Genomic DNA, 19,965 nt, shown 5'->3' with positions numbered 1-19,965 from the left:
TTCACTCAGCTGCTGAAATTATTCGGTTCTAGGAATTGGGCGTGGTGAGCAGGGCCGCCGCCGGGTGGTCAGCCGGCAGCGGGCGCTCGCTCTGCGTGAGCATGATCTGTTCGAGGATCGGGTAGTCGCCGCCGGGCACGGTGGCGTAGTAGTGGGGGTTCAGGTAGTCGCGCTCGGGCGGCTGCTCCTCGCCGCCGAGGTAGCTGCGGTAGGCGCCTCCGGCCTGGCGCACGATGAAGGCCGAGGCGGCGACGTCCCAGGAGTTCGCCTCGAACGAGACGGTGGCGTCCACCCAACCCGCGGCGACCCAGCACAGCGAGATGCAGCTGCTCCCGAGAGCGCGCACCTGCGCGAACTGGCGGCTCGCCTCCGTGAACTGCTCGAGCGCGAGCTCGGGGAGGTGCACGAGATCGCGCGGCAGCGGGAAGTTCAGCACGACGGTCGCCTGTTCGGGCCGGGTGAATCCCCAGCTCCGCATGGGCTCGTCGTTCAGGAAGGCACCGCGGTCGTCGGCCATGAACATGTGGTCGTTCGCGGGGTCGTAGACGACGCCGACGATCATCTCGCCGTCGCGGGCGATGCCGATGCTCACGGCCCACAGCGCCATGCCGCGGGCGAAGTTCGCGGTGCCGTCGATGGGGTCGATGTGCCAGGCGAGCGGCCCCGATCCCTCACTCGCTCCGTCCTCCTCACCCACGATCGTGGACCCGGGGTACGCCTCGAGGATGGCGCCGCGGATGTGCTCCTCGCACGCGCGATCGTATTTCGTGACCATGTCGTGGAAGTCGGCTTTCAGGTCGATGCCGAGCTCGCGGTTGCGGAACCCCTCCATCGCGATCGCTCCGGCCTCGCGCGCGATTCGTGTGGCGAAGGCGCTCAGTTCTTGGATGTTCGTCATTACGCGGTGACCTCTACTCGCTCATCGTCGGTATCGAATACGTGCGCCTGCGCGGCGGGCGCGACCAGCTCGACCTCGTCGCCGGGCTGCAGCGATCCGCGCTGCAGCGTCGTCGCGTACACCCGCTGGCCGCCGACCGCGGCCTCCACGGTCCAGCTGCCTCCGGTCGGCATGACCGACTCGATGCGGCCGGGCAGCACCAGGTCTCCCGACGGCCGCGAGGGATCGGGCTGCGCGACCGTCAGCGCCTCGGGGCGCACCCCGACGGATCCCGCCGCCGACGCCGGCACGCCGTGCGCCTCGAGGAAGCGTGCGGCGTACACGCGCTGCGGGGTCTCCTCGCCCATCTCGATGAAGTTCATCGGGGGCACTCCGAGGAAGTTCGCCACGAAGCGGTTCCGGGGGCGGTCGTAGATGTCCATCGGCGAGCCGACCTGCTGCAGCACGCCCTGGTTCATCACCGCGACGCGGGTCGCAAGGGTCATGGCCTCCCACTGGTCGTGCGTCACGAACACGACCGTCGCCTTGAACTCGTCGTGGATGCGCTTGAGTTCGGCGCGCATCTCGAGCCGCAGGCGCGAGTCGAGGTTCGACAGCGGCTCATCGAGGAGCATCAGCTTGGGATTCACCGCGAGCATGCGCGCCAGAGCGACGCGCTGCTGCTGGCCGCCCGACAACTGCGCCGGGTAGCGGTCGACGTAGGGGGCGATGCCGAGCTTCTGCGTCATCTGCGAGACGCGCTCCGCCCGCTCCGCCTTCGGCATCTTGCGCAGCTTGAGCCCGTAGTCGACGTTGTCGGCGACCGTCAGGTGCGGCCACAGCGCGTAGCTCTGGAACACGAGGCCGATGTCGCGCTTCTCGGGCGGCACGAAGCGGTTCGCCCGCGGCTCGTCCACGACCGTGTCGCCGATCGTGATGCTGCCGTCGGTGATGTTCTCGAGGCCGGCGATCATGCGCACCGTGGTGGTCTTGCCGCAGCCCGAGGGGCCGAGCAGGCACATGAAGTCGCCGTCGTCGATGGTGAGGTCGAGATGCTCGACCGCGTTCTGGTCTCCGCCGTAGTTCTTGACGATGCCGTCAAGTGTGATCGTGGGCATTTCAGCCTCCCATTCCCTGAGCAAGATCGGTTTTCATGATTTTCTGCACGCTGTAGGTGCCCACGAACGCGATGACCGCGACGAGCAGCACGACCGCGTTGCCGGCCTGCGAGTAGCCGACGTCGAGCAGCCTGATCGACAGCGTGGTGAGCACGTCCATGCCGGGCACCGCGAGGATGACCACGAGGCTCAGGCTCTTCACTCCCGAGATGAACGCCATCACCATGCCGGTGGCGAGTGCGCCCTTCTGGATGGGCAGCACGATGGTGAAGAAGCGGCGCCACCAGCCGGCGCCCGACATCTGCGCGGCCTCCTCGGGGTCGGCGCCGAGCTGCATCATCGACGAGATGCCTGCGCGGGAGGCGAAAGGCATCTGCTCCGTGAAGTAGATCAGCACGAGCAGCGCCGCGGTGCCGTAGAGGGCGGGGATCGGGCCGCGCTGCACCGCGAACAGCGACAGGTAGGCCACCGCGAAGGCGATGCCCGGAACGAGGTACGGGAAGAACACCATCTGCCGCAGGAAGCCCGACACGAACTTCGACTGCGATCTGACGACGACGTACCCGACGACGAGCCCCATGATGCCGGCCATGATCGCGGCGAGCCCCACGATCCAGAGGCTGTTCCACGCCGCTCCCCACACCTCGGAGTTGAACAGCACGCCGTCGGGGAAGCCGATCGTGGGCAGATCCCTCCCCGTCCAGAACTCGAGCGTGAAGTTCTCGGCCTTGAACACGCCGGGCAGCTTCATCACGGTCGAGAGCGCGAGCACGAGCAGAGGGATCGCGACGCTGATCAGGAACAGCACCGTGCAGCCGAGCGTCGCGAGGATGCGCGACTTGCCGAGCCGGGCGACGGTGTTGCTCGAACCGCTCTTGCCCGAGATCGTGACGAAGCGCTTGGCCTCGCGCAGGAAGTACATGTCGACCCACAGCGAGATCGCGCCGATCAGCACGATCACCGCGACCATCACCGCGGCGGAGCCCGTCTGGTCGCTGTAGATGTTGCGGTAGAGGCTCGTGGCGAGCACGTTCATGTTCACCGGCAGGCCCAGCACGTAGGCGACGCCGAACTCGCCGAGCACCTTCGCGAGGATCAGTGTCACCGCCGAGATCAGGGCCGGGCGCAGCAGCGGCAGCACGACGCTGAAGGTCACCTCGCGGCGGGAGGCGCCCAGCAGCCGCGCCGACTCCTCGAGCGTGGAGTCGAAGCGCTTCAGGGCGTTGCCCACGAGCATGATCACGAACGGCGAGAAGTGCGCCGCGAAGATCAGGATGATCGGCACCCGCCCGTACGACAGCCAATCGGGCACGACGATCCCGAGGTTCTCGAGCCACCCCGCCTGACCGCCCGTGGTGCGGTTCTTGAACATCGTCACCCACGACAGCGCGAACGTCCACGCCGGCAGCATGTAGGGCACGATGAGCGCGGTCGCGAACCACTTGCGACCCCACATGTTGGTGCGGACCATGAGCCAGGCGACCGAGACGCCCACGATCAACGCGAGCACGATGCTGCACAGCGCGATGATCAGCGTGTTGACGAGCGGACCCCAGAAGATCGACATCGCCTGCGGCGATGCGAACACCCGCCAGAGGTAGTAGGAGGTGATGCTGCCCTCGGGCTGCTGGGTGATCATCGTGTCCTGGCGGTGCACGATGAGGCCGTCGACGAGCAGCGTGACGATGGGCGCGATGATCAGGTAGCCGAAGAGGACCAGCGACAGGACGCCGATGGTGACCACCGGATTCTGCGCGTAGAGGCGGAGGCGGTACCCGAGCGGCGTCTTCACGGCAGTGCCGCGTTTCCGGCGCCCCGGCTTCGCCTCCTCCTGCGGGTCTGGGATGAGAATCGTCGTCGTCACGTGACATCCTTGTCTGAACTTTAAAACATATCTGGCGCGATACCTTTCAGATTATGTACCCATCTCGATACCTTTGTCAAAACATTTCGGGGCCCGGTACGCGAACAGCCGCCTGAACAGCACAAAAGCGCCCCTCACGCATGTGTGAGTTCCAGTGGTCGTTGCAACACCTGAGTTGATCGGGAGTCGCAATGACCACTGGGCGCAGGCCTCGGCAGAGATACACAGCCGAGCAGAAGGCCGACTTTTTCGCACTGTTCGAGGAACTGCAGCACAACACCGAGGCGGCCAGGCAGCTCGGCTTGAATCCGAGAGGCACGTATCAGTGGCTCCGGGAACGCGGGATGCGCAGTCACGGCTCCCCAGGCCGCAAGCGGCATCCTGAGCGGGAGCACTACTTCATGCTCCGCGAGTCCGGCATTCCGAGGAGGGAAGCCTCCCGGATCGCGGGTGTGCACTACCGAACCGCCGGTGACTGGGACCGAGGAGTCAGCTCGCGCGGCAACCGCCGGCATTATGCAGACGGCCGGGTTGTGGATTACACCTCTGGTATGACGACCTATTCCGATCAGACGGTACTCGTCGACCGGCCCCGGTCCGAGAAGCTGCAGCAGAACCTCCACCCGCGCCTGATCTCGCTCGAGGAGCGCGAGCAGATCCGAGACCTCACTCGTGACGGCCACTCTCTGCGTAGCGTCGCCCGCATCCTCGGACGTGCGCCGTCGACCATCAGCCGGGAGATTCGACGGAACCTTTCGCGCGAGGGCACCTATCACCCCTACGCCGCGCACCGGAAGGCCGCAGATCGACGACCCCGGCCGAAGCTCCGCAAGCTCATCGAGAGCGGCCCGCTCCGTGCCTACGTGCAGGAGAAGCTCTCCGAGTTCTGGTCCCCGGAGCAGATCAGCCGTAGCCTACGGATGGACTATCCAACCGAGCCGGGGATGCGCGTGGCGACCGAGACGATTTACCAGACCCTCTACTTCCAGGGGCGGGGGCAACTGCGTCGAGAGATCGCCGCTGCCCTCCGCAACGGGAAGGCCCGCCGAACCTCACGCAGCCAAGCCCAGAGGAGGCAGCCCCGGTTTACCGACCCGATGGTGATGATCTCCGACCGGCCGCCCGAAGTCGCCGATCGCGCGGTCCCCGGTCACTGGGAAGGCGATCTGATTATCGGGAAGGAAGGCGCGAGCCAGATCGGCACTCTCGTTGAGCGCACGACCCGGTTCGTGATGCTGGTCCATCTGCCTCTCACCCGTGACGCGACGACGGTGAGGAACGCGCTCGTGCAGACCATGAGTCAGCTCCCCGCGTACCTGCGACGGTCGCTGACTTGGGACCAGGGAGTCGAGATGGCCGAGCACAAGAAGTTCGCGATCGCTGCCGATATGCCCGTGTTCTTCTGCGACCCGGCATCGCCCTGGCAGCGCGGCTCGAACGAGAACACGAACCGGCTCCTTCGCCAGTACTTCCCGAAGGGCACCGACCTCTCGGTCCACGCTCCCGATGAACTCGCGCGAGTCGCTGGGCAGCTCAATACCCGCCCCCGGAAGACGCTGGGATGGGAGACCCCGGCGCAACGTCTCGCAGCGCTCCTCGCCTCCTAGCTGCCTCTTTCTCACTCCACCGCCGCCTCAAGCACCGAGGCGGTGGTCGGCGACCCTCGAACCTGCTCAGCAACGACGAAACGGCCCGGCCCACCAGAGTTTGGTGGGCCGGGCCGTTTCTGTCATGCTCAGGGTCTATCGTGTTGCGACGACCCCTGGAATCTGCCATGTCGTGAGGGGCGCCAGGTGGGGCTGCCCCCTCCCAGGGCCGAGTGGCCGCTTGGCTCCGCTATCCGCGCGGATTAGCGGGGCCCAACGGCCCCACCCACCCACAACGGCGGGGGCGAGCGGGCGGTGGGGCCGGGTGGCCGCCCCACCCGCGGCTTTTCGCCCCCCCCCCCCCACCACTCGACGCCAATCGGGCGGGAGAGAGCGGCAGGGAGGACGGACGGCAGGGCGGCAGAGCGGGCGGCGGGGCCGCAGGTAGGACGCAGCGGCGTGCCGGTCAGAGGCCGCGTACCCTACAGACGGCCCCGATCCCTCAGCAGAAGGCCCTGCAGTTCCGACAGCAGCTCGGAGATCCGCTGCTCGTCCAGTTGCGTCGGCGCGGCGGCCAGGGCGTCGAGATCGAAGACCGTGCTCGGGTGATGCCACGCCGTGAAACTCTCGACGACGCGACCGCGCGTGTCTCGCGTGATGCCCTCGAGCAGCGTGAGCGGCGTCCCTTCCGGCACCCCCAGGAACCCAGCCGTCTCGCGGGTCGCGGCGACTGCGCGGAGCTGCCGGGGGCCGCCCTCGGGTTCCACGCCGGAGCTGCGCATCCAGTCGTGCAGCGAGCCCCCTTCGAGATCCTTCTCGCTCAGCGACGGGAACAGCTCCCGAGGGATCCAGGTGACCATGTGCACGAGAGCCTCTCCGTCGACGCTGCGCAGGCGCTCGAGCCGCCAGGCGTCGTCGGTAGCGAGATCGTCGACGGCGCGCTCCGTCGGGCGCTGCCGCGTCAGGTCGATGATCCTCGTCCGGAGTTCGCCGCCGGCCGATGCGATCTGCTGAGAGAGCCCGCCGGCGCGGCCCGCCTGGCGATGGTGTCGCGGCAGGGGCAGCACCGTCGTGCCGCGACCGCGGTGCCTGGCGACGAGCCGCTCCGAGGCGAGCACCTCGAGGGCCTGGCGCACGACGCTCCGCGCCACCCCGTACTGCTCCTGAAGCTTCTGCTCCGACGGCAGCACAGCCCCCGCCACGTAGCTGCCGTCGAAGATCATCTTTCGAATGCGCTCGACGATCTGCGTATACAAAGGCTCCGCGCCCGTGCGATCAAGATCCTCCATCGGCACCCCCATTCGCCCAGTGCGACCACACCCATCATCTCGCAGTTCGGGATTGACGCCCAAGCGATCACCGATCATACTTGTACGCACAACCTGTCCGTATCTCTTTTCATGGAGCTGCAATGGCGCAATCCTTCGCTCGCACACGATCCACATTCCCCATGTTCGCCTTCATGAGCCGCATCCCCGGCGGCCTGATGCTCATCCCGCTCGCCCTCGGCATCCTGTTCGGGAACTTCCTCCCCGACGCCATCGGAATCGGGAGCTTCACCACGGCGCTCTTCCGAGACGGCACACTCACCCTGATCGCCGTCCTCATCGTCGCGACCGGCGCGCAGATCACCGGAAGCAGGAGCGGCAAGGCCGCGGCGAGCACGACGCTCGTCGTGCTCTTCGCCAAGACCCTCGTGCCCATCGGACTCGCGGTGACGCTGGGGCTCACGGTCGGCATCGAGGGCGTCTGGGGAGTGTCGATCCTCGCCCTGATCACGATCTTCGGCAACAGCAACGGCGCACTGTGGCTCGCGTTCGCCGGACAGTACGGGGATGAGCGCGACCAGGGCGCCTATGTCGCCAGCGCGTTCGACGACGGCCCGTTCCTGGCGCTCATCTTCCTCGGCGCATCCGGGCTCGGCGACATCCCCGTCCTTGCCATCGTCGCCGCGCTGGTCCCGTTTGTCATCGGCCTCATCATCGGTGCCGTCGATCGCGAGTGGACATCCGTGCTCAACACGGTCGCACCCATCACCATCCCGTTCATGTCGTTCTGCGTCGGCACCGGGATCAGCCTCTCCGAAGTGCTGACCGGCGGCATGCAGGGCATCGTGCTGGGCGTGCTGGTGGTGTTCTTCACCGGCGGGCTCACCTACCTGGGGTACCGCTACATCCTGAAGCGCGGCAACCAGAGCGGGATCGGCTTCGCGGCCGGCACGACCGCGGGGAACGCCGTCGCGGTTCCGGCCGTCGTGGCAGCAGCGGATTCGACATTCGCACCCTTCGTGGGCGCCGCGAGCGCACAGGCGGCCGCCGCGGTCATGGTGACCGCGATCCTCGCTCCGCTGGTCGCCGCGCTCGTCATGAAGAAGCAGGGAGGCATCGCCCCGAGCGAGGCCGTCACCGGCTCGATCAAGACCTCTCTCGCATCCGACTAGAGCTATGGAGAACATCATGCGCGATCCGCGGCGGATCATCGCCCGCTACTGCATCGAGTCCGCGATCCCTCCGGAGAGGGCCGCAGAGATCCTCGCCGGCGAGCAGTCGAGCGGCACCTTCGTCCGGGTTCCCGGGGAGACCCAGGAACTGCACGAACGCCACGGCGCTCGCATCATCGACGTCAGGACCCTGGGCGAGACGACGCCGTCGCTCCCCTCCAGGTCGGCGCCGCAAATGGTCACCGCGGCCGAGATCGAGGTCGAGTTCCCGATGGAGAACGTCGGGTCGGATCTCGCGACCGCACTCACGGCCGTCGCGGGCAATCTGTTCGAGCTGGAGCAGCTCTTCGCCTGCAGGCTGCAGTCGCTCGTACTTCCCGAGGAGTTCATCGCATCGCATCCGGGCGCCCGGTTCGGCACCGCAGGCACCCGCCGTCTCATCGGGGCCGGTCCCGGAGCGATGGTCGGCACCATCATCAAGCCGAACATCGGTCTCCGCGAAGACGCCTTCCGCTCCATCGTGAAGGATCTCGCGCTCGCATCCATCGACCTCATCAAGGATGACGAGCTGATGACGGATCCCTCGTATCTCCCGCTCGAGACCCGGGTTCGCATCGCCGCCGAGGAGATCGACTCGGCGGCGCAGGTCACCGGAAGGCGCACGATGTACGCCTTCAACATCACCGGCGACATCGCCGGGCTGCGGCGCCGCCACGACCTCGTGGTGGCTGCGGGCGGCACCTGTGTCATGCTGACCGTCCCGGTGATGGGGATCCCGGCTCTCGAATACCTTCGCAGCTTCTCGGAGGTGCCGATCCACGGCCACCGCGGCGGGCTCGCGGCATCGATGCGACACCCGGGGCTCGGGATCTCGTACGTCGCCTGGCAGCAGCTGGCCCGGCTCGCCGGAGCGGACCACCTGCACGTCGGCGGCCTCGGCAGCAAGTTCTACGAGACGGACGACGAGGTCGCGGCGAACATCCGCGCCCTGCTGACGCCGCTCGGCACCGGCGAGCAGGTCACCCCCGCGCTCTCCTCCGCCCAGAACGTCTTCTCGCCGCATCCGACCTGGGCCGCGGTGCAGAGTTCGGATCTGCTCATGCTCGCGGGAGGAGGGATCGCGGCGCACCCCGGCGGGCCCGCGCGAGGCGTCGCGAGCCTTCGGGAGGCTTGGGAGGCCGCGCAAGCGGGCGTCTCGCTCGCGGACGCCGCTCGCGAACACCCACCGCTGGCCGAGGCGGTCGCCGCGTTCTCGAGGAGCGCCTGATGGGCCGGATCGGTTTCCTCGCGGACGACCTCACCGGAGCCGCCGACGTACTCGCCCAGGCGCACGCGCGCGGGCTCGACGCCGTTCTCAGTCTCGACCCCGCGGGCGGGCTCCCGTCCTCCGGCGACGTCGTGGGCATCGCGGGGCCGACTCGCTCGCTCGAGGGTCGCGAACTGGAGGAAGCGATCGACTCAGGGCTCGCCCCCTTCTCGAGCATGGAGTTGGACGTGTTCCTCTACAAGGTCTGCTCGACCTTCGATTCCTCCCCCACCACGGGGAGCATCGGGTGCGCCATCGAACGGTTGGCCGCGCACTGGCCGGATGCGGGCGGCATTCCCGTGGTTCCTGCTCAGCCCGAGTTCGGACGCTACACCGCCTTCAGTCAGCACTTCGGATCCTACGGGAACAGCCTCTACCGGCTCGACCGCCACCCGGTCATGAGCAGGCACCCCTCGACCCCCATGCGCGAGGCCGACCTGCGTCTGGTGCTTCGGGAGCAGGCGCCCGAGCTCGAGATCTCCGAGATCCATCTGCCCGCGTTCACCGACGGATCCTTCGCTGCGGAGTGGGCGGATCGTCGCAGCAGGCGGGGCGCCTTCGTCGTCGACGCCGTCGCGCCGCGGCACCTCGACGAGGTGGCCCGGGCACTGCTGGACTCCTCCGGAACCGCCCTCGTGGTGGGGTCGGGCGGCATCATGGCGGGACTCGCCAGAACGCTCGCCGACGGTAACGGCGCTGCCGACGGCCGCAGTGTCGGCGTCGACGCTGATCCCTCCCCCGGACCCGCGGCCTCGGGCCCGGTCCTCGCGGTCAGCGCTTCGGCATCGGCCACCACGGCCGCGCAGATCAGCGATGCTCTGCAGCACGGCTGGGTAGGCGTAGAGGTGCCCCCTGGCGCCATCGGCCGCAGGCCGGAGGGCGACTGGTGGCACCGGGTCCTGAGCGCCCTCGAGGCTGGCGAGCACGTCGTGGCCCACACGGCGAACGGCCCCGAGGATCCGCGCCTGCGCGAGCGACGGGTCTCCTCTCGCGAGGTGGGCGGGCTGCTCGCCGAAGTCGCGGCCGCCGCCGTCGAACGCGGCCTGACTCGAGACGTGGCGATCTTCGGGGGAGATTCGTCGAGCCATGCCCTGCTCGGTCTGAACGTGAGCGAGCTCAGGGTGACGGAGCAGTTCGTGACGGCGGGGCCGATCTGCGCAGCCGATGCGGCCTCCGACGTCGCCGGCTGCCGGCTGCTCCTCAAGGGCGGCCAGGTCGGTCCGACCGACATTCTTCGCCGGTTCGCCGGCACACCCGCAAGAACCGAGCGATGGGAATCATCATGAGAGCAGTAGTGAAAGCCGCGGCCGAGCGCGGGATCGAGATCCGCGACGACTGGCGAGAACCAGAGGCCGGCCCCGGTGAAGTACTGATCCAGGTCGCGGCGGCCTCGCTCTGCGGCACCGATCGTGAGCTGTACGAATGGTCCGCGTCTGCGCAGGCATTCGCGCTCGACCTGCCCGCCGTGCTCGGGCACGAGGGATCGGGAACGGTGATCGGTCTCGGCGAGGGCGTGACGAGCTTCAAGATCGGGGACCGCGTGGCGATGGAGAGCCACCTGGTCTGCGGGGAGTGCCACGCTTGCCGCTCGGGCAGCGCGCACACCTGCGAGCGCACGAGGATTCTCGGGATGCACATCGACGGCGTCTTCGCCGAACGTGTGGCCGTGCCCGCAGACATCTGCGTGCTCCTGCCCGAGCAGGTCTCGCTCGAGACCGGAGCGCTGCTCGAGGGAGCGGGTGTAGCCATGCACGCGATCCAGCGCTCCGGCTACGCGGTCGCCGGGCAGAATGTCCTGATCAACGGCTGCGGTCCCGTCGGTCTCGTCATCGCGAAGCTCGCGCTCGTGCTGGGCGCAGCCAACGTGGTGGCCGTCGAGCCCAACCCGTTCCGTCAGCAGCAGGCCCGGGCTCTCGGAGTGACGGTGCTGCACCCGCAGGACGATGTCGCGGCGATGTGCCGGGAGATCGCGGGCACGCGGGGCGGGTTCGACGTCGCGTTCGAGGTCTCGGGGGTGCGGGGCGTGCTCCCTCCCCTGTTCGAGGCGCTCAGACGCGAGGCGACGCTGGTCACCATCGGCCACCCCGGCGAGCCCGCTGCCATCGACATCGCACAGTGGATCAACAAGAAAGGGATCACCCTGCGAGGGATCTACGGACGTCGCCTGTGGGAGAGCTGGGATCAGTTGCTCCTCCTCGTCCAGTCGGAGCGGCTCACGCTCGACTGGCTCGTCACGCATCGTCTGCCCCTCGAGCAGGCGGACGAGGCCATCGACCTGCTCAGCGGGGATGCCGGGAAGGTGCTCCTCGTGCCGGGTCTCGCGAGCAGCTGAAGCGCCGGCTGAGCGCGCTCGGGAGTCGAAGTGTCGAGATCGCCGGTCTAACCGGCTTCGACTCACAACCGCCTACTGGTCGTAGGCCCCCGGCACGTTCTGATCCCAGTCGATGAGGGATCCCGTCACCACCCCGCTGCGATCGCTCAGCAGGAAGACGACCGCGTCGGCGATCTCGTCGGGCTGCCCGATCTTGCCCATGGGCTGAGCGGCCGCGGCCTTCGCAGCCCAGTCCTCCTCCGCGTCGTGGAAGGTCTGCTGCGTGACGGCCTCGCCCGGCGTGGCGGTCCACCCGATGTTGAGGCCGTTGATGCGGATGCGATCGAAGCGGTGCGCGAACGCGGCGTTCCTGGTGAGCCCCGCGAGACCGGCCTTCGACGCCGTGTAGGGCGCGAGGTAGGGCTGACCGCCGTGCATCGACATCGAGATGATGTTCACGATCGTGCCGGGTTCGCCGCGCCGCTTCATATCGGCGACGGCCGCCTGCATCGTCATGAACGGGGCGACGAGATTGACCGCGAGGTGCTCGCCGAGCAGCTCCCGCGTCGTGTCGAGCAGCGTGCCGCGGCTCGTCGCGCCGGCCGCGTTGACGAGGCTGTCGACGCGGCCGAAGCGCTCGATCGTCTCGGCGACCGCCCGCTCGGCCTCGCCGGGAACGGCCATGTCGGCGACGATCGGCAGCACCCCCGCCGCCGCGAGATCGCTCGACTCCGCGGCGGCGAGCTCGCGCAGCCGCTCCGCTGCGCGCTCGGCCTTCTCCGCGTTGCGCCCCACGATCGCGACGCCGACCGCGCCCTCGCGTACCGCCGCCTCGGCCACCGCGAGGCCGAGGCCCTGCGTGCCGCCCGTCACGAGCAGGATCCTGCCGGTCATCAGTTGCTGCATTGCGTTCTCCTCACGTTGATCCCTTGGTTTCGCTTCGCGGGCCGGCGGGTAAGGCTCCGCTCAAGCGGCGAAACGCGCCGGCCGCACCGGCATGCCGCTCGCGGCATACACCTCGTCGATGAGCGCCATGGTGCGACGCGACCGGGCAAGCCCGTCGCGCGAGCGCTCCCCGCTCCGCACGGCCTCGCGAACGCGGCGCAGCTGGTACGCGTACGACGACACCGTGCCGAGGCGCTCCTCGCGCTCCTGCTGCTCGCCGCCCGCGCCCGCCGTGCGCACGATCAGTCGGTCGTCCTCCTGCGGCTTCACGAAGTTGGGGGCGAAGACGCCTCCGCGACTGCCGACGACGAGGAAGCTGAAATCCCACACCGGATTCACCATGCTCGTGCGCATCGAGACCGCGGCGCCGCCGAGGTCGAAGCGGGCGCGCACCGTCTCATCGATTCGCGGCTCCGCCTCCACGACATCCGCGTCGGCCGACCGCAGCGAGAGCGGCAGCCCGAGGGCATCGCCGAGCATCAGCAGTCCGTTGATCGCGTAGCAGCCCACATCCATCAGCGCGCCGCCCGCGAGGTCGAAGCTCCACCGGGGGTCCGATGCCGCCGGCGCCGGCATGCACATGTTCACCTGAACCTCGCGCAGATCGCCGATCTCGCCGGAGCTCACGACCTCCACGAGCCGCTCCATGAGCGGGTGATCGGCGTAGTGGAACGCCTCCCAGGCCCAGCCCGCCGATCCCTCGAGCCGGGCGGCGACGGCGTCGAACTCGGCGAGGTTCGACGCGAAGGGCTTCTCCACGAGCACGCTGCGGCCCGCCTCCAGCGCGCGCACGGTCCACTCGGCATGCAGGCCGTTGGGCAGGCCGATGTAGATGAGGTCGAGCGTCTCATCGGCGACGAGCTCCTCGTAGCTCCCCCGGATGCCGTCGTAGCCGTGCTCGGCGGCGTAGGTCCGCGCGCGCTCGGGATCCCTCGCCGCGACCGCAGCCCGGATATCGCCGGTCTCGCGGCTCGCATCCGTGATCGCCTCCTCGGCGATGCGCGAGGCCCCCAGCAGGCCGACGCGCAGGGGTGCGCCGCCCGCCGCGCTCATGCCCCGACCGCCTCGCGGATGAACTCGACGCTGCGGCGCGCGTTGTCGAAGGCCCGCACCGCGTCCTCCTCGCTCTCGACGACGGTGTCCTGCTCGAGCACGTACCAGCCGTCGTATCCGGCGTCGCTCAGCGCCGCCACGATCTCGGAGATGCGGGCATCGCCGCCGCCGAGCGCCTGGTACATGCCGCGACGCACACCCTCGCGGTAGTCGAACTCGCCGGCGCGCACGCGGGCGGCGATCTCGAGGCTCACGTCCTTCAGGTGCGCGTGCACGATGCGCGCCGCGTGCTGCTGCACGAAGGCCACCGGGTCGCCGCCGCCGAGCGTGTAGTGGCCGGTGTCGAGGCAGAAGCCGATCCGCGATCCCTCGACCACCCGCGCGACCGCCTCGGGCGTCTCCACGACCGTGCCGAGATGAGGGTGCAGGGTCGCGGTGACGCCGACGGCGGCGGCCGCGTCGAGCGCGCGGTCGAGGTTCGCGAGCAGCGTCGCCCACTCCTCATCGGTGAGCTCCCCCGCACCGTCGTAGCCGTCCTCGCCGGTCACGGCCGAGAGCACCATCGTGCCCGCGCCCGCGGCGACATAGGCCTCGAGCTCGCGCTCGATCGCGGGCAAGGGATCCTCGCCAGCCCGGTGCAGCACGACGGGGAAGAAGCCGCCCACGGCCTGCAGGCCCGCCTCGGCCAGCGCGGCGGCGCGGTCGGCCGGCGGGTCGGGTAGGAAGCCCTCGGGCCCGAACTCGGTCGCGGCGATGCCGAGCGACACCATCTCGGAGAGCACCCGCTGGCGGTCGAGCTGCAGGCCCCAATCCGGAACTTCGATGACGCCCCAGCTAATGGGAGCGGATGCGATGCGTGCGGTCATGGTGGGTCCTTCGTGTGGGTGGTGCGGTGGCGTTGGCGGGATTGCGCTCGGTGAGGGATCGCGCGATCCCTCACCGATTCTCAGGCCCTGATCGCGGCCGTCGTGCCGGCCACGGGGGCGCTCTGCTCCCATGCGCGCGTCTCGGCCGAACGCTCAGCGGCGGTGACGACCTGCGCCGCCGACAGCGCGTCCTGGATGTTCGAGTTCAGCGCCTCGCGGCCGAGCACGGCCTGCAGGAACTTCTTGGCCTCGATCACCTTGAGGTCGTCGTAGCCCATCGAGGTGCCGGCACCGGGCTGGAAGCGGCCGAAGTCGCCCATGCCGGGGCGGGCCATGACGCGCGTGTAGCCCTGATTCTCCGCGCCGAGCCCGCCCGAGAGGTGCAATTCGTTCAAACGCTCGAAGTCCCAGTGGGCCGATCCCTCGGTGCCGTAGACCTCGATGCCGTAGCTGGCGCGCGGGCCCACCGAGACGCGCGAGGCCTCGAGGGTGCCGACGGCGCCCGAGGCGACCGCGTCGCCCGAGAGGCGCACGAGCATGGCCGCGTAGTCCTCGTTCTCGACGGGCTTCATCTCGCCGTCCTCGATCAGGGCGAAGTGCGTGCCCGTGCCCATCGGCAGCTCGGGGCGCTCGGTGTAGACGGTCGAGGTGAGCGCGCTGACCTCGGCGATCGGACCGAGCGAGTACTGCACGAGGTCGACGAGGTGACCCATGAGGTCGCCCAGCACACCGTTGCCCGCGAGGCCGCGCACGAAGCGCCACGACAGGGCACCGCGGGGGTCGGAGGAGTAGTCGGCGAACATCTGGCCGCGCACGTTGGTGATGCGACCGAGCCTGCCGTCTGCGATGAGCTCGCGCAGGTACTCGATCGCCGGCGCGTGGCGGTAGTTGAAGCCGATCGAGGAGACGACGCCGGCCGCGGCGGCCGCCTCGGCGACGTCGCGGGTCTCGTGCTCGCCGCGGCCGACGGGCTTCTCGATCCAGAAGTGCTTGCCCGCCTCCGCGGCGGCGATGCCGATCTCGGCGTGCAGGAAGTTGGGGGCGCAGATCGAGACGACGTCGACCTCGGGGTCGTTCAGCACCTCGTGGTAGTCGGCGGAGGCCTTCTCGTAGCCGAGCACCTCGACGGCCTCCTCGGCGCGGGCGGGGGCCGGGTCGGCGGCGTGCACGAGGCGCGGGCGGATCTTCAGCTCGGGGTAGGCGTAACGGAGGTTCGCGTAGGCGCGGCTGTGCAGCTGCCCCATCCATCCGACGCTGATGAGGCCGACGCCGATCGTCGTGGTGCCGTCTTCGTTGATCTGCATGCTCGTGTCTTTCGCTCGAAGTGCGTCTGCACCGTGCTTTTCCGGGACCGCACGACGCGGAATGGACCGGTCCAAATTCTAGGACCGCCGGGCCCTCGGGTCAAGCCGTGTGCAGCGGGTCAAGCGCGGGGCGCGTTAGCCACCGCGGGGCGCGTTATTCACCGACACAACGTGCCCCAAGGTGAACAACGTGCCCCACGGCACACAATATGCAGCGAAGCGAGCGATTCACCGGCGCAGGGCGTCGCATTGCGGATAGCACTGCGCACCCCGCGTCGCCGCACCGACGACGCCCCATGCGAGCGCCCTTCCTCACCGGAGCGGCGAGACCGACTCAGTAGCGCGCGAGCGTCTCGATGCGGCTGAGCGACGAGCCCGGGATCTCCTGCGCGGCGCGCATCAGGAAGTTGAGCTTCTCGATGCGCTCGCCCGAGCGGGGAGCGCCGTTCTTCTGGAACGGCACCTGCAGGCCCAGCGAGAGGTCCATCACGATGTCGTCGATGACGCCGCCCGAGCGACCCGAGGGCAGCGCGAACATGCCGTTCTCGGTCGCGGTGTCGAAGGTGTCGAGCGACTCGGTGATGGTGCCGATCTGGTTGGGCTTCAGCACGAAGCCCTCGGCGGCGCGCTCGGCGATGGCCCGGTCGAGGCGCTGCTTGTTGGTCACGATGAGGTCGTCGCCGAGGACGTAGGTGCGGGTGAGCTCGCGCACGGCGAGCGAGAAGCCCTCCCAGTCGTCCTCGTCGAGCGGATCCTCGACGAACAGCAGATCGAACTCCTCGGTGAGCTGCTTCAGGTAGCCCACGAGCGCGGTACTGTCGACGCGGCCGCCGTTGAGCTCGTAGGTCTTGCTCTCGCGGTCGTACATCTCGCTCGACGCGCAGTCGAGGGCGAAGGAGACGCGACCCTCGTAACCGGCCGCCGCCACGGCCTCCTGCATCAGCGAGAGCACCGAGTGCGGGTCGCCGTAGGGCGCGGCGTAGCCGTAGGAGCCGCCCACGGTCGCCGGATTGCCGGTCGCGCTCTCGATGAGACCGGGCAGCCTCTTGAAGATCTGCACGCCCATCTCGACGGCCTCGTCGATCGACTCGGCGCCCGCGGGCACCACGATGAACTCGTTGAAGGCCTGCACGGCGTCGCGGTTGCGGCCGCCGTTGATGACATTGAAGCAGGGCACGGGGATCGTGGTCAGGGGCCCGCGGGCGATGTGCTCGTAGACGCGTTCGCCCGCCTCGGCCGCCTGCGCGCGGAGGAAGGCGACCGAGACCGGGTAGATCGCGTTGCCGCCGAGCACGCCCTTGTCGACGGTGCCGTCGAGTCCGAGGAGGGCGTCGTCGAGGTCGCGCTGGGTCTCGAACTCGAAGCCGACGAGCTTCGGCGCGATGACGTCGGTGACGTTGCTCACCGCCCGGTGCACGCTGAGGCCGTCGTAGTTCGAGGGATCCTCGTCGCGCAGCACCTTCGCCTCGTGGATACCGACCGAGGAACCGGTCGGGGCGGCTGCGCGACCGAAGGCGCCCGCGTCGGTCCGGATCTCCACCTCGACCATCGGCCGGGCCTTGCAGTCGAGGATCTGGCGTGCGGCGACGGAGGTGATGACGGTCATGGGGTTCCTTCGTTCTGGGAGGGGGCGGCTGGGACGTACAGGACGTTGAGATCGCAGAGGTTGGTGCCGGTGTTGCCGGTCATCACGACGTCGCCCATGGCTTCGAGCGCCTCGAAGCTCGCGTGACCGCGGAGGTGCGCGAGGATGTCGACGCCGGCGGCGGCCGCGCGTGCGGCCGAGGTGGAGTCGGTGATGCCGCCCGCGGCGGAAGAGGTGCCGTCAGTGCCCTCGGAGTCCATGCCGTACATGCAGGCGCCGGGCACCGCGGCGGCGGAGAGCGCGAAGCTCAGCGCCAGCTCCTGCGACGGGCCGCCGTGGCCGGTGATCTCGGTGCCCGGTCGGATGTGGGTGACGGTCTCGCCGCCGCTCACGATCACGCACGGCGCACGGAATGGGCGGCCGTTCGCCTGCACCTCTCGAGCGAGGGAGGCCATGAAGGTGCCGGCGTCGCGGCTCTCGCCCTCGAGGAATGTGGTGAGCACGTGGGCGGTGACGCCGCGAGCCTCCGCGGCTGCGGCTGCTGCCTCGGCGAGATCGGGCAGGGTGTTGATCACGAAGTAGGTGTTCTCGGGGAAGGCCTTCGGGGTCTCCTGCTCGGGCCCGGCGGTGTCGAGGAAGTGGGTGACGCTCGCCGGAAGCCGATCCCTCAGCCCGTGACCGTCGATCGCGGCGCGGGCGTCGTCGAGGGTCGTGAGGTCGGGGCCGATCGGCGTGCTCGCGTAGTTCGGATCGGGTTCGCCGATGTCGCCCGTCGGCGGCTTGCCGACGGCGTCGGAGATGCCGATGCCGATAAGCTCGGCGCCGCGGGCGCGGATGCGCTCGGCGAGGCGCCCACCGTTCGTGCGGGAGATGTGACGGCGCACGGCGTTGACCTCGTAGATGCCGAGACCGGAGGTGAGCAGCACCTCCGTGGTGATCGCTTCGTCCTCGACGGTGATGGGCTCGATCGGGGCGTTCAGCAGGGCTGAGCTGCCGCCGCTGACCACGACGATGAAGAGGTCGTCGGGGCCTGCCCCGTCCACGAGGTCGAGCACCCGCTGCGTCGCTTCGTATCCGGCCTGGTTCGGAAACGGGTGCCCGCCGACGTAGACCTCCGTGCGCTCCGAGAACTCATCGGTGTCCTCCGCGATCTTCACGACGGCGATGCCGCGGGTGAGGCGTTCGCCGAGTGCGTGGTCGATCGCCATCGCCATCGCGTTGCAGGCCTTGCCCGCCCCGATGAGGTAGACGTTCTGCTTCGCGGAGAGGTCCCACCGTCGATTGCCCACGTGCAGCGTGTCGCCCTCGACGCGCACGATTCCGCTGATCCGCCGGTATCCGTCGACCTCGTTCAGGGCGTCGTCGACGATGCCGAGCACGAGCTCGCGCGATGCCCGGTCACCGATCGAGACCAGCGCGTCGTGGTTCTTGATCTTCACGCTGCTGCTCCCGCTCGGTCCGCGTCGGTGCCGTCGGAGGTGAGGGATCCCTCGCGCTTCTCGCCGTCGCCCTCGGTACCGAAACCCCAGAGCTCGAGGGGCGTGCCGATGCCCAGCCGCTTCGCGCTCTGAAGCAGGTCGAAGCCCCATGCGACGTCGAAGACGGCCATACCGCTTGCGATGAACACGGTGCGGCCGGGTCGTGCCGGGCGCTCCTCGAGCATGATCGTGCCGAGATCCTCGGACTCTGCGAGCGGGGGCACCTTGCCCGCGTCGATGAGCTGATACATGTAGCCGCCGATCTGGCCCAGGTAGGCCCTGTCGACATCGGAGCTCATTCGGGCGTCGGCTACGTAGGCCTCGTGCAGCGGGATGTGATCGTAGACGACGCGGCTCTCGGTCCAGAGCTTCTCATCCGACTGCATGGGCCCGCTGAGCAGGATGCAGGCATCGGGTGCGAACCAGTCGGCTTCGATGCGCAGCGGGGCCGTGCGCGACGCGGCGACGGTGACGATGTCGGCGTCGGCGACGCACGCGCGCGCCGTCTCCGCGACCGAGGTCTCGACTCCGTAGTCGGTACGCAGCCACTCGGCGAAGGCCTCCGCTTTCTCGCGCGAACGGTTGTTGCAGACGACGCGCGCTATCTCGGGCTGCTGCGACATGATCGCGCGCACCGCCTGGCGGTTGATCTCGCCGCAGCCGACGACCGCGAGCACCCGCGCCGGACGCGGCGGCAGGTAGCGGCTCGCAACCGCCGGCACAGCGGCGGTCCGCGAGGAGCTCAGACGGTTCGCGGCCATGAGTGCGAGGGGCTCTCCCGTGGACTTGTCGTTGAGCATGACGGTGAGCACCGAGCGCGGCAGCCCGCGCTCGCGATTCGCGGCGTTCGAGCCGTACCACTTCACACCGCAGACGTCGAAACGGCCCCCGAGGTAGGCGGGCATCGCCGAGACGCGGCGATCGGGGCCGGCGGTGGGCATGTTCGGGAAGGGGGAGGTCTCGGGAAAGATGAGCACGAGCCCGTGGCTGTTGTGGTTCATCCCGCCCATGACGTAATCGCCCTGCTTGAGCAGGCGGAACACCTCGTCGGCGACGTCGACCGAACGGGCGGCGTCGTCGACGCCCGCCGCGATCATGTCCGCCTCCGAGAGGAAGAGGAAGGGTGAGCGTGGCATCGTGTTCCTTCGTCGGGGTTTGTGCAAGTTGCGGCACAACACACACTGACGAAGAAGCTGATTCGCAACAAGCGATTAATAACTGTTGAAATCATT

At 68.9% G+C, this 19,965-nt stretch carries 16 protein-coding genes; 5 read left to right on the top strand and 11 right to left on the bottom strand.

Going from position 1 to position 19,965, the window contains the following annotated elements; genetic code table 11:
• Window positions 1-28 precede the first annotated feature (28 nt).
• Genes J4H91_RS03650 through J4H91_RS03640 form a run of 3 tightly spaced genes read right to left on the bottom strand, consistent with a single transcriptional unit; the run spans window position 29 to window position 3,859 of the window.
• A complete protein-coding gene (locus J4H91_RS03650; protein WP_208044901.1) occupies window positions 29-898 on the bottom strand; it encodes an inositol monophosphatase family protein in 870 nt (289 codons plus the stop codon).
• On the bottom strand, window positions 898-1,995 hold the full coding sequence (locus J4H91_RS03645) for an ABC transporter ATP-binding protein (protein ID WP_208044900.1): 1,098 nt from the start codon (window positions 1,993-1,995) through the stop codon (window positions 898-900). Before J4H91_RS03645 ends, J4H91_RS03650 begins: the two co-directional genes overlap by 1 nt.
• 1 nt (window position 1,996) lies before the next feature.
• On the bottom strand, window positions 1,997-3,859 hold the full coding sequence (locus J4H91_RS03640) for an ABC transporter permease subunit (RefSeq protein WP_208044899.1): 1,863 nt from the start codon (window positions 3,857-3,859) through the stop codon (window positions 1,997-1,999).
• Window positions 3,860-4,278: 419 nt separating this feature from the next.
• Between J4H91_RS03640 and J4H91_RS03635 the strand changes: the two genes are divergently transcribed.
• On the top strand, window positions 4,279-5,466 hold the full coding sequence (locus J4H91_RS03635) for an IS30 family transposase (RefSeq protein ID WP_424960824.1): 1,188 nt from the start codon (window positions 4,279-4,281) through the stop codon (window positions 5,464-5,466).
• 461 nt (window positions 5,467-5,927) lie between these two features.
• Here J4H91_RS03635 and J4H91_RS03630 read toward each other — a convergent pair whose 3' ends face one another.
• On the bottom strand, window positions 5,928-6,734 hold the full coding sequence (locus tag J4H91_RS03630; RefSeq protein WP_208044898.1) for a GntR family transcriptional regulator: 807 nt from the start codon (window positions 6,732-6,734) through the stop codon (window positions 5,928-5,930).
• Between the two features lie 161 nt (window positions 6,735-6,895).
• Here J4H91_RS03630 and J4H91_RS03625 point away from each other — a divergent pair, with 161 nt between their 5' ends.
• The 4 genes from J4H91_RS03625 to J4H91_RS03610 are packed head-to-tail and all read left to right on the top strand — an operon-like array spanning window position 6,896 to window position 11,523.
• Window positions 6,896-7,885 (top strand): 2-keto-3-deoxygluconate permease, encoded by a 990-nt coding sequence (locus J4H91_RS03625; protein WP_208044897.1) that lies wholly within the window; start codon window positions 6,896-6,898, stop codon window positions 7,883-7,885.
• A gap of 4 nt (window positions 7,886-7,889) precedes the next feature.
• The gene (locus J4H91_RS03620) at window positions 7,890-9,152 is read left to right on the top strand and encodes a RuBisCO large subunit C-terminal-like domain-containing protein (protein ID WP_243752592.1); all 1,263 of its coding nucleotides are present in this window, start codon (window positions 7,890-7,892) and stop codon (window positions 9,150-9,152) included.
• Window positions 9,152-10,477 (top strand): four-carbon acid sugar kinase family protein, encoded by a 1,326-nt coding sequence (locus J4H91_RS03615; protein ID WP_208044896.1) that lies wholly within the window; start codon window positions 9,152-9,154, stop codon window positions 10,475-10,477. Before J4H91_RS03620 ends, J4H91_RS03615 begins: the two co-directional genes overlap by 1 nt.
• Entirely contained in the window at window positions 10,462-11,523 is a 1,062-nt protein-coding gene (locus tag J4H91_RS03610; RefSeq protein WP_243752591.1) for an alcohol dehydrogenase catalytic domain-containing protein, read from the top strand. Before J4H91_RS03615 ends, J4H91_RS03610 begins: the two co-directional genes overlap by 16 nt.
• 72 nt (window positions 11,524-11,595) lie before the next feature.
• Here the strand turns inward: J4H91_RS03610 and J4H91_RS03605 are convergent, their stop codons facing one another.
• From J4H91_RS03605 to J4H91_RS03575, 7 genes are all read right to left on the bottom strand, one after another.
• On the bottom strand, window positions 11,596-12,408 hold the full coding sequence (locus J4H91_RS03605; RefSeq protein WP_208044895.1) for an SDR family oxidoreductase: 813 nt from the start codon (window positions 12,406-12,408) through the stop codon (window positions 11,596-11,598).
• A gap of 60 nt (window positions 12,409-12,468) precedes the next feature.
• On the bottom strand, window positions 12,469-13,500 hold the full coding sequence (locus tag J4H91_RS03600; RefSeq protein WP_208044894.1) for a Gfo/Idh/MocA family protein: 1,032 nt from the start codon (window positions 13,498-13,500) through the stop codon (window positions 12,469-12,471).
• Window positions 13,497-14,366, bottom strand: a complete 870-nt coding sequence (locus J4H91_RS03595; RefSeq protein ID WP_208044893.1) for a sugar phosphate isomerase/epimerase family protein — start codon at window positions 14,364-14,366, stop codon at window positions 13,497-13,499. Before J4H91_RS03595 ends, J4H91_RS03600 begins: the two co-directional genes overlap by 4 nt.
• A gap of 80 nt (window positions 14,367-14,446) precedes the next feature.
• On the bottom strand, window positions 14,447-15,670 hold the full coding sequence (locus J4H91_RS03590) for a Gfo/Idh/MocA family protein (protein ID WP_208044892.1): 1,224 nt from the start codon (window positions 15,668-15,670) through the stop codon (window positions 14,447-14,449).
• 334 nt (window positions 15,671-16,004) lie between these two features.
• Complete coding sequence (eno, locus tag J4H91_RS03585) at window positions 16,005-17,276, bottom strand: phosphopyruvate hydratase (protein WP_208044891.1); 1,272 nt, start codon at window positions 17,274-17,276, stop codon at window positions 16,005-16,007.
• Entirely contained in the window at window positions 17,273-18,694 is a 1,422-nt protein-coding gene (locus J4H91_RS03580) for a DUF4147 domain-containing protein (RefSeq protein WP_208044890.1), read from the bottom strand. The genes eno and J4H91_RS03580 overlap by 4 nt, the downstream gene beginning before the upstream one ends.
• Window positions 18,691-19,869 carry a tyramine oxidase subunit B gene (locus tag J4H91_RS03575; protein ID WP_208044889.1) on the bottom strand — a complete coding sequence of 393 codons (1,179 nt, stop codon included), beginning with the start codon at window positions 19,867-19,869 and terminating at the stop codon, window positions 18,691-18,693. Before J4H91_RS03575 ends, J4H91_RS03580 begins: the two co-directional genes overlap by 4 nt.
• Window positions 19,870-19,965 lie beyond the last annotated feature (96 nt).

It is taken from the genome of Leucobacter ruminantium (assembly GCF_017565705.1).
Taxonomy (GTDB): Bacteria; Actinomycetota; Actinomycetes; order Actinomycetales; family Microbacteriaceae; genus Leucobacter; species Leucobacter ruminantium.
Note: the sequence above shows the minus strand (reverse complement) of the source record. Positions and strands in the feature narration are given on the sequence as shown.

Bases quoted from the DNA above. Each gene is read 5' to 3' on its own strand.
- J4H91_RS03610 (WP_243752591.1), top strand. From the start codon at position 10,462: ATGGGAATCATCATGAGAGCAGTAGTGAAAGCCGCGGCCGAGCGCGGG.
- J4H91_RS03600 (WP_208044894.1), bottom strand. From the start codon at position 13,500: ATGAGCGCGGCGGGCGGCGCACCCCTGCGCGTCGGCCTGCTGGGGGCC.
- J4H91_RS03630 (WP_208044898.1), bottom strand. From the start codon at position 6,734: ATGGAGGATCTTGATCGCACGGGCGCGGAGCCTTTGTATACGCAGATC.
- J4H91_RS03605 (WP_208044895.1), bottom strand. From the start codon at position 12,408: ATGCAGCAACTGATGACCGGCAGGATCCTGCTCGTGACGGGCGGCACG.
- J4H91_RS03650 (WP_208044901.1), bottom strand. From the start codon at position 898: ATGACGAACATCCAAGAACTGAGCGCCTTCGCCACACGAATCGCGCGC.
- J4H91_RS03575 (WP_208044889.1), bottom strand. From the start codon at position 19,869: ATGCCACGCTCACCCTTCCTCTTCCTCTCGGAGGCGGACATGATCGCG.
- J4H91_RS03625 (WP_208044897.1), top strand. From the start codon at position 6,896: ATGTTCGCCTTCATGAGCCGCATCCCCGGCGGCCTGATGCTCATCCCG.
- J4H91_RS03645 (WP_208044900.1), bottom strand. From the start codon at position 1,995: ATGCCCACGATCACACTTGACGGCATCGTCAAGAACTACGGCGGAGAC.
- J4H91_RS03615 (WP_208044896.1), top strand. From the start codon at position 9,152: ATGGGCCGGATCGGTTTCCTCGCGGACGACCTCACCGGAGCCGCCGAC.
- J4H91_RS03590 (WP_208044892.1), bottom strand. From the start codon at position 15,670: ATGCAGATCAACGAAGACGGCACCACGACGATCGGCGTCGGCCTCATC.
- J4H91_RS03595 (WP_208044893.1), bottom strand. From the start codon at position 14,366: ATGACCGCACGCATCGCATCCGCTCCCATTAGCTGGGGCGTCATCGAA.
- eno (WP_208044891.1), bottom strand. From the start codon at position 17,276: ATGACCGTCATCACCTCCGTCGCCGCACGCCAGATCCTCGACTGCAAG.
- J4H91_RS03620 (WP_243752592.1), top strand. From the start codon at position 7,890: ATGGAGAACATCATGCGCGATCCGCGGCGGATCATCGCCCGCTACTGC.